The 9,948-nt window shown below is 70.6% G+C and carries 12 protein-coding genes; 8 read left to right on the top strand and 4 right to left on the bottom strand.

The annotated features are described in order from the left end of the window. Together ACXJKL_RS06545 and ACXJKL_RS06540 are read left to right on the top strand one after the other, a co-directional pair. Window positions 1-1,402 (top strand): Pls/PosA family non-ribosomal peptide synthetase (locus tag ACXJKL_RS06545; protein WP_457206251.1); only part of this gene is annotated, 1,402 nt, incomplete at its 5' end. Continuing rightward, a complete protein-coding gene (locus ACXJKL_RS06540; RefSeq protein WP_457206250.1) occupies window positions 1,399-2,688 on the top strand; it encodes a M1 family metallopeptidase in 1,290 nt (429 codons plus the stop codon). The genes ACXJKL_RS06545 and ACXJKL_RS06540, both read left to right, overlap by 4 nt. Here ACXJKL_RS06540 and ACXJKL_RS06535 read toward each other — a convergent pair. Further along, complete coding sequence (locus ACXJKL_RS06535) at window positions 2,606-3,184, bottom strand: 4'-phosphopantetheinyl transferase family protein (protein ID WP_457206249.1); 579 nt, start codon at window positions 3,182-3,184, stop codon at window positions 2,606-2,608. The two genes, ACXJKL_RS06540 and ACXJKL_RS06535, sit on opposite strands and share 83 nt — an antisense overlap. Window positions 3,185-3,295: 111 nt before the next feature. Here ACXJKL_RS06535 and ACXJKL_RS06530 point away from each other — a divergent pair, with 111 nt between their 5' ends. From ACXJKL_RS06530 to ACXJKL_RS06515, 4 genes are all read left to right on the top strand, one after another. Further along, window positions 3,296-4,453, top strand: coding sequence for an LLM class flavin-dependent oxidoreductase (locus ACXJKL_RS06530; RefSeq protein ID WP_457206248.1), 1,158 nt, complete (start codon window positions 3,296-3,298; stop codon window positions 4,451-4,453). Next, entirely contained in the window at window positions 4,450-5,127 is a 678-nt protein-coding gene (locus tag ACXJKL_RS06525) for a CE1759 family FMN reductase (protein WP_457206247.1), read from the top strand. The genes ACXJKL_RS06530 and ACXJKL_RS06525 overlap by 4 nt, the downstream gene beginning before the upstream one ends. A 68-nt stretch (window positions 5,128-5,195) precedes the next feature. After that, complete coding sequence (locus ACXJKL_RS06520) at window positions 5,196-5,663, top strand: SRPBCC domain-containing protein (RefSeq protein WP_457206246.1); 468 nt, start codon at window positions 5,196-5,198, stop codon at window positions 5,661-5,663. Window positions 5,664-5,702: 39 nt separating this feature from the next. Then, the gene (locus tag ACXJKL_RS06515) at window positions 5,703-6,128 is read left to right on the top strand and encodes a VOC family protein (protein ID WP_457206245.1); all 426 of its coding nucleotides are present in this window, start codon (window positions 5,703-5,705) and stop codon (window positions 6,126-6,128) included. Between the two features lie 97 nt (window positions 6,129-6,225). Here ACXJKL_RS06515 and ACXJKL_RS06510 read toward each other — a convergent pair whose 3' ends face one another. Both ACXJKL_RS06510 and ACXJKL_RS06505 read right to left on the bottom strand, forming a co-directional pair. Continuing rightward, window positions 6,226-6,537, bottom strand: a complete 312-nt coding sequence (locus tag ACXJKL_RS06510) for a cupin domain-containing protein (protein WP_457206244.1) — start codon at window positions 6,535-6,537, stop codon at window positions 6,226-6,228. Window positions 6,538-6,726: 189 nt separating this feature from the next. Next, window positions 6,727-7,326 (bottom strand): YdeI/OmpD-associated family protein, encoded by a 600-nt coding sequence (locus ACXJKL_RS06505; protein ID WP_457206243.1) that lies wholly within the window; start codon window positions 7,324-7,326, stop codon window positions 6,727-6,729. Window positions 7,327-7,683: 357 nt separating this feature from the next. On the opposite strand from ACXJKL_RS06505, the gene ACXJKL_RS06500 reads away from it, so the two are divergent. Next, on the top strand, window positions 7,684-8,208 hold the full coding sequence (locus tag ACXJKL_RS06500) for a SigE family RNA polymerase sigma factor (protein WP_457206242.1): 525 nt from the start codon (window positions 7,684-7,686) through the stop codon (window positions 8,206-8,208). Further along, a complete protein-coding gene (locus tag ACXJKL_RS06495) occupies window positions 8,205-9,062 on the top strand; it encodes a hypothetical protein (RefSeq protein ID WP_457206241.1) in 858 nt (285 codons plus the stop codon). Before ACXJKL_RS06500 ends, ACXJKL_RS06495 begins: the two co-directional genes overlap by 4 nt. Window positions 9,063-9,184: 122 nt before the next feature. On the opposite strand, the gene ACXJKL_RS06490 is transcribed toward ACXJKL_RS06495, so the two are convergent. Then, window positions 9,185-9,948 (bottom strand): helix-turn-helix transcriptional regulator (locus tag ACXJKL_RS06490; RefSeq protein ID WP_457206240.1); only part of this gene is annotated, 764 nt, incomplete at its 5' end.

Genomic DNA, 9,948 nt, shown 5'->3' with positions numbered 1-9,948 from the left:
GCGGGAGTCGGCCTGGCTTGGTCTCTACGGCGTGATGGCGTTCGTGGTGGCCGCGCTCCCCGGGGTCGCGGGGGCGGCCGGCGGGCTGGTGCTCGTGTGGGCCGCCCGGGGCGCCGACTCCCTGGGCGAGGCCGTGCGGGCGGGCCTGCCGTGGGTGCCGGTTGCCGCCCTCGTGGGGTATGCCGTGCTGATCCTCCTGGTGTGGGTGATCGTGCGCCTGCTCGCCCTCGGCATGGAGGCCGGCACCCACCGGGTCCGCTCCGGCACCGGGGTGCGGATCTGGAGCACGCTGCGCGTCCTCGACGAGGCCCGCACGTGGCTGTTCCCCCTCTACGCCGGCGCCCTGACCCCGTTCTGGCTGCGCCTGCTCGGGGCGCAGGTCGGCGTGGGCGTCGAGGCCTCCACGGTGCTGCTGATCCCCAAGTTCACCACCGTCGGCGACCACGCCTTCCTCGCCGACGACACGCTCATCGGCTGCTACGAGCTCGGCGGTGGCTGGATCCGGGTGGAGCACGTCAAGGTCGGCAAGCGCGCCTTCGTCGGCAACTCCGGGATGCTCGCCCCGGGCCGCAAGGTCGCCAAGGAGTCGCTGGTCGCGGTGTTGTCCGCGGCACCCGAGCGGGGCCGGGCCAAGCGTGGGTCCTCGTGGGTCGGGAGCCCGCCGACCCGGCTGCGACGCACCGCGGGGGAGTCGGACGACCGCCTCACCTACGCCCCCTCGACCCGGCTGCACGTCTACCGGGGCCTGGTCGAGACCTGCCGGGTGATCCCGATGCTGATGCTCGTGCTGCTGCAGGCCGGGGTCGCGGTGACCCTGCTCGCCCTGCTCGACCGGCAGCCGCTGCTGGCCGTGCTGCTGGCGGGGCCGGTGCTCGCGGCCGCCGGCATCCTCGCCGCGGGCGTCACCGTCGGCGCCAAGCTGCTGCTGGTCGGGCGGCACCGCACCGGGGAGCACCCCCTGTGGTCGTGGTTCGTCTGGCGCAACGAGCTCGCCGACACCTTCACCGAGGTGCTCGCCGCCCCGTGGTTCGCCRCCCCGGTGCAGGGCACCCCCGTGCTCAACGTCTGGCTGCGGATGCTCGGCGCCCGCATCGGCCGCGGCGTGTGGTGCGACACCTACTGGCTGCCCGAGACCGACCTGGTCACCCTGGAGGACGGTGCGACGGTCAACCGGGGCTGCGTCGTGCAGACGCACCTGTTCCACGACCGGGTGCTGAGCATGGACCGGGTCACGCTCGAGGCGGGAGCGACCCTGGGGCCGAACAGCGTTATCCTTCCCGCCGCGACGATCGGTCGGCACGCCTCCGTGGGGCCGGTCTCGCTCGTGATGCGCGGGGAGGGTGTGCCTCCTCGTACCTGCTGGATCGGCAACCCGATCGGCCCTTGGGAGGCACCCTCATGACCGACCCCTACGTCCCGGACCACGGCGACCCGTCGTACGACGTCCGCCACTACTCGCTGGGCCTCTCCTACAAGCTGGCCGGCAACCGCCTCGACGGCGACGTCGTGCTGTCGTGCACGGCCGTCGAGGACGTCTCGTCGGTGGCCGTGGACCTCGCGGGGCTGCGGGTGGGCAAGGTCCTCCTGGACGGCAAGGCGGTCCGGTTCTCCCACCGTGGGTCGCGGATCACGGTGACCTCGCCGCTGCGGGCGGGCCAGGAGTTCGAGCTCCGGATCACGTACGCCGGCTCGCCCGGCACGATCGGCAGCCCGGGTCAGGACGACGCGGGCTGGGAGGAGCTCACCGACGGCGCGATCGTCGCGGCCCAGCCCCACGGCGCGCCCACCTGGTTCCCGTGCAACGACCGGCCGTCGGCCAAGGCGACCTTCGCGGCGACGCTGGCTGCGCCCTCGGAGTACTACGTCGCCATGTCCGGTCGGCTCACCGGGACCCGCCGTCGGGGCTCGACCGTCGAGTGGACCTACGAGATGGACCAGCCGATGGCGCCGTACCTCGCGACCGCCCAGATCGGCCGGTACGAGGCCCGGGACCTCGACGAGGGGATCACCGTGGTGTGCCCGCCGGACCTCCGTGGCGAGGGGTACGACGCGTCGTTCGGGGAGCAGCCGGCGATGATGCGCTTCTTCGAGAGCCGGTTCGGGGTCTACCCGTTCTCCGGCTACACCGTCGTGGTCACCGACGACCCGCTGGAGATCCCGCTCGAGTCGCAGTCGCTGTCGACCTTCGGCCGTAACTTCGCCACCGACGACTGGGACGACGTTCGGCTGGTGGCCCACGAGCTCGCGCACCAGTGGTTCGGCAACGCCGTGACCCTGCGCGACTGGAAGGACATCTGGCTGCACGAGGGCTTCGCCTGCTACGCCGAGTGGCTGTGGTCGGAGGAGTCGGGCCGCGACTCGTGCGACGACCGCGCCCGCCACCACCACCGCCGGCTCGCCCATGAGCCCGAGGACCTGATGCTCGCCGACCCGGGGCGGGACCTGATGTTCGACGACCGGGTCTACAAGCGCGGGGCCCTCACCCTGCACGCGCTGCGCCTCACCATCGGCGACCACGACTTCTTCGACGTCCTCCAGCAGTGGGTCGAGGACCACACCGGCGGCAACGCCACCACCGAGGACTTCCAGCGGCTCGCCGAGACGGTCAGCGGCGAGGACCTGGGCGAGCTGTTCGACCCGTGGCTGCGCCAGACGGAGCTGCCCGACCTGCCAGACCTGCCGGACTGACCGCCGCCACGTAGCCGGGTGGGGCCGGAAGGTCCGCCCAGTCCACCTCGGCGAGCACGACCAGGGACATGGGCACGACCAGGCCGGTGCCCCGCGACTTGAGGACCGCCTCCTTGCGGGTCCAGCTGCGTGCCTGCTCCAGCGGCGAGTCGGCGCGCTCGCCGAGGGCGAGCACCAGCGCGGGGTCCCAGCCGCGGGCCACGTCGCCGACGTGCTCGACGTCGACGCCCACCGGACGGTCCGCCAGCGCGGTGACGACGTGGGGCCCGGACCGCGCGACCGACACCTCGAGCCGCCGGGTGTCCCGCCCGTCGGGCACCCGGACCCAGGGGCGGCCGTGGGCCGCGCTGCCGCACTGCGGGCACAGCCGCCCGACCTCGATGACCCGGGAGGGACCGACGCCGGTCGCGGCCCGCGCGTGGTCGACCAGCGCCTCGTCGGCGGTGCGATCACGGTGCCACCGCACGTCGACGGCTGCCGTCCCGACCCCGCTCATGCCACCCAGCATGGCAGCGGAATACCAGCCGGGGTGGATCGGTTACGATAGTACAACATTCAACCAGTATGGCTTCAATCGGTTCGGTTGGAGCAGCACTCAGGAGGCATCATGCAGTTCGGCATCTTCAGCGTCGGCGACGTGACCACCGACCCCACGACGGGACGCACCCCGAGCGAGGCCGAGYGCATCGAGTCGATGACGCGCATCGCGCTCAAGGCCGAGGAGGTCGGGCTCGACGTCTTCGCCACCGGCGAGCACCACAACCCGCCCTTCGTGCCGAGCAGCCCCACGACCCACCTGGGCTTCATCGCCGCCAAGACCGAGCGCCTCCTGCTGTCGACCTCGACCACCCTCATCACCACCAACGACCCGGTCAAGATCGCCGAGGACTACGCGGTGCTCCAGCACCTCTCGGGCGGGCGCATCGACCTGATGATGGGCCGCGGCAACACCGGCCCGGTCTACCCGTGGTTCGGCAAGGACATCCGCGACGGCATCAAGCTCGCGATCGAGAACTACCACCTGCTGCGCACCCTGTGGCGCGAGCCSGTCGTCAACTGGCAGGGCCAGTTCCGCACCCCGCTGCAGGGCTACACGAGCACCCCCGCGCCGCTCGACGGCACGCCGCCGTTCGTGTGGCACGGCTCGATCCGCAGCACCGAGATCGCCGAGCAGGCCGCCTACTACGGCGACGGCTTCTTCCACAACCACATCTTCTGGAACCAGGAGCACACCGAGCAGATGGTGCGGCTCTACCGCCAGCGCTTCGAGCACTACGGGCACGGCAGCGCCGACCAGGCGATCGTCGGGCTGGGGGGCCAGGTCTTCATCGGTACGACGGAGGCCGAGGCCAAGCGCCAGTTCCGGCCCTACTTCGACAACGCCCCCGTCTACGGCCACGGGCCGTCCCTGGAGGACTTCTCCACGATGACGCCGCTGACCGTCGGCACCCCCGAGCAGGTCATCGAACGCACCCTCGGCTTCGCCGACTACGCCGGTGACTACCAGCGCCAGCTGTTCCTCGTCGACCACGCCGGTCTGCCGACCGAGCTCGTCCTCGAGCAGCTCGAGATCCTCGGCACCGAGGTCGTGCCGGTCCTGCGGGCCGAGTTCGACCGCCGCCGCCCGGCCCACGTGCCGAGCGACCCGCCCACCCACACCTCCCTGGTCGCCGCCGGACCCGACGCCCCGCACCACCTCGTCGAGCCCGCCCGCGCGACCCTCGAGGCAGTCGCCTCGACCAGCCCCGAAGGAGCCTCCGCATGACCCGCACCGTCGTCGTCGTGACCGCCGGCCTCAGCGTCCCCTCCTCCACCCGGCTGCTCGCCGACCAGGTCGCCGACGCCGTGGCCGCCCAGGTGGGCGCGCGCGGCGAGGCCGCCCGCTTCGAGCACGTCGAGCTGCGCGAGCTGGCCGGTGAGCTGGCGGCGTACATGACCAGCGGCGGCCTGCCGACCGCCCGCCTCACCGCGGTCCGCGACCTGGTGTCGTCGGCCGACGCGATGATCGCGGTGACGCCGGTGTTCACGGCGTCGTACAGCGGGCTGTTCAAGATGTTCTTCGACGCCCTCGACCCCGACGCGCTCACCGGGATCCCGGTGCTGATCGCCGCGACCGCCGGCAGCGCGCGGCACTCGCTGGTCCTCGACCACGCGATGCGGCCGCTGTTCTCCTACCTGAGGGCGGTGGTCGTGCCGACGGGCGTCTTCGCCGCCACCGAGGACTTCGGCGGCACCACCGGCCTCGCGGCGCGCATCACCCGCGCGGCCGGGGAGCTGGCCGGGCTCGTCGTGGCCACCGACCACGTCGCCGGCTTCGGACCGGACGCGGGCGAGCGTCGTACGCCGGCCTCGCGCGCCGGGTCGACGCAGCGCACGTCGGGCACCTCGGTCGGTCCGGTGACGGAGTTCGCGGACCTGCTCCGCGGGCACGCCGGCTGACCCCCGCCGACCACCCCTAAGGACCCCGGACGGTTGTCCGGGGTCCTTGTGCGAGACATGGTCGACGGATGAGCGACGACAAGAAGATCACCGTGGAACGCACCATCCAGGCCCCGACCTCCGCCGTCTTTGACGTGCTGAGCAACCCGGAGCGGCACGCCCAGATCGACGGGTCGGGCTTCGTGAAGGGTGACGTGGGGTCCAACCGCATCCAGCAGGTCGGCGACGTGTTCACCATGGACATGACCGGCGACCACATGGGTGGCGACTACCAGACGGACAACACCGTCACCGGCTACTCCGCCAACCAGCTCCTCGCCTGGCAGACCGCGCCCGCCGGTCAGGAGCCCCCCGGCTGGCAGTGGGTCTGGGAGCTCGAGGCCGAGGGGTCCGAGGCCACGAAGGTCCGGCACACCTACGACTGGAGCAACGTCACCGACCAGGAGCTGCTGAGCAAGATCAGCTTCCCGCTGGTCTCGCAGTCCGACCTCGAGACTGCCCTCACGAACCTCGACCAGGCGGTCACGGGCTCGTAGGTTGGTCGGTGTCCATCACCGACCACACGGGAGCGCACCATGGCCAGCACGCTCAACCCCTACGTCAACGTCCTCGACGGCAAGGCCCGCGAGGCCCTGGAGTTCTACCAGTCGGTGCTCGGCGGCGACCTCAACGTGATGACCTTCGGCGACATGGGCACAGAGGGCCCGATGGCCACGCAGGTCATGCACGGCCAGCTGGAGACGCCGGCCGGCCACACCCTGATGGTCGCCGACGCGCCGCCGGAGATGTCGCAGGTGACGATGGGCAACAACATCTCCATCAGCCTCTCCGGCGGCAGCGAGGACGCCGACGCCCTGCGGGGCTGGTTCGCCGGTCTCGCCGAGGGCGGCCAGGTGCCCCAGCCGCTCGAGGCGGCGCCCTGGGGCGACGAGTTCGGGATGCTCGTCGACAGGTTCGGGATCAACTGGCTCGTCAACATCGCTGGTGCGGGTCAGGGCTGACGACTCGAGCATTGCTGGAATCGGGGGAGCTCTCCGACTGGCAGTGGTGCGCGCTCCGAGGGGAGTCGGTGGGCGCGCACTTCGCCGCATGTCGGCGTCAGCGCTTCGCTGGACCTTCGACGTTTACGGTCGGGATGCCGCCACCAACCCGGGCGATCACGGCCAGGGATGGCTGACGGGCGGGGTTCGATTCCCGGTGAACGGTCCAGGCCGGGACGTGAACGAAGTCGCCGGGGCCGGCATCGATGTAACCGTCATGGCCCTCGAACTCGAGTCGTAGCACGCCGCGCACGATGTACAGGCTCGACTCGTTGCGCTCGTGGTGGTGCCAACCCGACACCGCTCCGGGCTCAGTCTCGACCTGACCGGCCCAGAGCAGCGGCAACTCGAAGGCCAGGGCACGGTTCATGCCAGGCGTTGGGTCAGCCGAAGCCAAGTCGGCTGGCGTGAACACCCGTACGGGCCGAGGCAGCTCACCTCTCATGTACTCAGGGTGCCATGAGGGGACGCTCCTCACGACGCGTCTGGTGGCGCGTCTATTCGCCGCGAGCGCGACGCAGCCCTTGGTCAACGTGGACGCTCGGCTCGGCCGCGCCCTCTAGGTGCCAGACTTCTTCGTCGGCGCCGGGTACGGAGTCTTGCCCTGAGCGAGCGCGTCGGTGAGCTGCTCGATGCGGCGGGCGCGGGTCTCCGGGCGCACCGCGGTCTGGATGCGGTTCAGGAAGGCGAAGCGGTTGCGGCCGTCTAGCGCGGCGTAGACGTCGGTGAGGTCGCGCGCGGCCAGGGCGGCGGCGAGGTCGTCGGGCACCACTGCGGTGGCCGGGCTGTCGTAGGCGGCGTCCCAGCGGCCGTCCGCCTTGGCCCTTTCCACCTCGACCAAGCCGGCGGGGCGCATCCGCCCCTCGGCGGTGAGGCGCTCGATGCGCTCGCGGTTGATCTTCGACCAGACGCTCCTGGCGCGCCGCGGAGTGAACCGCTGCACGTACCACTCGTCGTCGAGCCGGCGGGCGATGCCGTCGATCCAGCCGAAGCAGAGCGCCACGTCCACGGCCGTCGTCCAGTCGATCGACGAGACTCCGGTGCCCTTCTTGGCCATTCGCATCCAGACGTGCGAGGCGGTCGACGCGTTGTCGACGAGCCAGGCCTCGAACGCCTTGTCGTTCTCGAAGAACACTGCGTCGGTGTGGTCCATCGACATGGCGGCACCCTAGCTTCGCGCAGCCGATCACCTGGACCGAGTCTGGCCAGACACCGGCCCTACGGGAATCGTCTAGTAGCCGCGGATCGGCAGCCCACCGTCTCTGGGCCGCTCCGACTCCGGAGCCGGACGGCGACGAAGTCGACTGCTCTTCCTGCGCACAGAAGTGCGTGCCCTCGCTGCCAGACGACCCAGGCGTCCGGATCTGTAGCCGAGATCCGGGCGGACGTCGGATGCCATTCCTCGCAGGGGCATACGGCTGCGTGACGCGATCGGCAATGTCGGGTGCGTCCGAGTTGCGAGGCAACCAAACTGGTGGTCTCGCCGGTTCTGTTGGTGAGCCGAGAGGAGGGACGCGTGCAGACAGAACCATCAGGCTTTCGTGAGTTCGTCGTGGCGCGCTCGCCTGCGCTGCTCCGAACGGCCTGGATGCTGACCGGGGACCAAGCCGCCGCCGAAGATCTCTTGCAAACCGCCCTCGCAAGAACCTGGCCCCACTGGGCCCGCATCGCAGACGGCCACCCCGACGCCTACGTCCGGAAGGTCATGGTGCGCGTGAACGCCAACTGGCGGGCTCGCCGTTGGAACCAGGAGACCCCCACCCCTGACGGGGACCTGCACCATCAGCGCCACGACGCTTCGGACGCCAATGACCCGGCTCGGCACGACGACCGGCTGATACTCCTGAAGGCGCTGATGACCTTGCCGGTGCGTCAGCGGCACGTCGTGGTGCTGCGCTTCTTCGACGACCTATCAGTGGACGCCGTCGCAGATGTCATGGGCTGCTCGACGGGCACCGTCAAGAGCCAGAGCGCCAAGGGCCTCGCCAAACTGCGTCAAGCACTCGAAGCCACCGAACCGGATCGAACGAGTACACGATGAACATCGATGAACTGAACGACCTGCTGCGCACCCTGCCGCCTCCGATGGATGGTCCTCCGGACCGCTTCGAGATTGTTCAGCAGCGCGCCCGGCGGCGCTCCCGCACCATCCACTGGGGGGTCGGCGGTGGGGTGGTTGCGGCAGTGATTGCTGCAACGGCCGCACTGCTCATTGGTGCTCCGCCGTCAACGCAGTCCGACAGTCAGAACATCGCCACCGAACCGCCGTCGCCGACCGAAAGTGTCCGTTACGACCCGTCAGAGTCGCTGCCGGGCTCGACGACGGCGATTGACTTGAGCGATGCCGTCGCAGTCACGGGAACCGGGACAAGCACCGTGGAACTAGGGTCGCGCCCCGACGGCGCCACCGCAGCCAACGTGTCTGTGGTCTGCCTGACTGCCGGACGGATCGGGTATCCCGACGGCGCGTTTGCCGTGTGCGACGCCCCAGCAAGCGAGAGCGAGATTGCAGACCCCAGGACTGCGAACTCCGGCTTGATAGACCTCGCCCCAGGGCAGACCTCGCTCGTCTTCCGGGCCAAAGCCGATGTCGGGTGGAAGGTCGTCGCCAACTACGTACGCACAGAAACATCAGACTGGGGCGTCAACGCCAAGGGAGAGACCTTCGGCGTCCAACGCCACGGCAGATCCCCTGACCTGATCGCCGTCGTCGCCGATGACGGCAGACAGGGCTACGCGTACGTCAAGGACCTCGACGGGCGCTGGCCCGAGCCGCCGACGTCCCCGGAAGACGCTCTGGCTCAGCAGGAGGCCAATGAAGGTCGATCACGCTCCGTACCGGTCTACCAATCGGACGGCGAAACGGTCATCGGGAAGTACACGAGCGGGCCATAGGCCGTCCGCCTGGAACACCGCCGTGCTGCGCGCCTGCGCGCCGGCCCCGAGTGGCTGTCTCCGGTTGCGTCGACGAGTGGGCCGCGATGGCCGGGCCGGTGGCTTCACGGCCGCCCCCAGTGCTAGTCGCGGGTGGCCCGACCGTCGCGGCGGGTTGGGCGGTCTGGTGAGGGTCCGCCGTCGCTCGCGGCCCAGCTGGCGAGCATCGCGAGCGCGTCGTGGGACGGGGTGCCCGGTTCGGCGAGATAGGTCACCAGGTTGGTGGTGGCGCCGACCTCGAGGGGCAGGGACTCGAAGGGCAGGTCGAGGTCGCCGACGACGGGGTGGTGCAGCCTCTTGACGCCGGTGCTGTGGATGCGGACGTCGTGGGCGGCCCAGCGGACCCGGAAGTCGTCGCTGCGGGTGGACAGCTCGCCGACCAGGGCAGACAGCTGGCGGTCGTAGGGGTGACGGCCGGCTTCGGCACGCAGCAGCGCGACGGTGTCGTTGGCCACGACGTCCCACTCCCGGAACAGTGTCGTGGCGCGCGGATCGAGGAACACGAGGCGGGCGTTGTTCACCGGCTCGTCGGTGTCGTGAACGGGGTGAAACAACGCCCGGCCGAGCTGGTTGGTGGCGAGCACGTCGAGTCGGCCGCTGAGCACGACGGCGGGCACGGTCGGCATCCCGTCGAGCAGGCGCTGGATCGTCGGCCGGATCCGGTCGGCTTTCGGCCGGGGCCGTCTCGCGGCGCGGGTCGGCGCCCCTGCGGTGCGGAACAGGTCGAGCAGGTGTGCGCGCTCGGCGTCGTCGAGGCGCAGTGCATGTGCGATGCCGTCGACCACGCCTTCGGACACACCGGTCGCGTCGCCTCGCTCCAGGCGGACGTAGTACTGCGGGGACACCC

Source organism: Nocardioides sp. P5_C9_2 (assembly GCF_054049555.1).
Note: the sequence above shows the minus strand (reverse complement) of the source record. Positions and strands in the feature narration are given on the sequence as shown.

Bases quoted from the DNA above. Each gene is read 5' to 3' on its own strand.
- ACXJKL_RS06540 (WP_457206250.1), top strand. From the start codon at position 1,399: ATGACCGACCCCTACGTCCCGGACCACGGCGACCCGTCGTACGACGTC.
- ACXJKL_RS06515 (WP_457206245.1), top strand. From the start codon at position 5,703: ATGGCCAGCACGCTCAACCCCTACGTCAACGTCCTCGACGGCAAGGCC.
- ACXJKL_RS06495 (WP_457206241.1), top strand. From the start codon at position 8,205: ATGAACATCGATGAACTGAACGACCTGCTGCGCACCCTGCCGCCTCCG.
- ACXJKL_RS06510 (WP_457206244.1), bottom strand. From the start codon at position 6,537: ATGAACCGTGCCCTGGCCTTCGAGTTGCCGCTGCTCTGGGCCGGTCAG.
- ACXJKL_RS06525 (WP_457206247.1), top strand. From the start codon at position 4,450: ATGACCCGCACCGTCGTCGTCGTGACCGCCGGCCTCAGCGTCCCCTCC.
- ACXJKL_RS06520 (WP_457206246.1), top strand. From the start codon at position 5,196: ATGAGCGACGACAAGAAGATCACCGTGGAACGCACCATCCAGGCCCCG.
- ACXJKL_RS06505 (WP_457206243.1), bottom strand. From the start codon at position 7,326: ATGTCGATGGACCACACCGACGCAGTGTTCTTCGAGAACGACAAGGCG.
- ACXJKL_RS06535 (WP_457206249.1), bottom strand. From the start codon at position 3,184: ATGAGCGGGGTCGGGACGGCAGCCGTCGACGTGCGGTGGCACCGTGAT.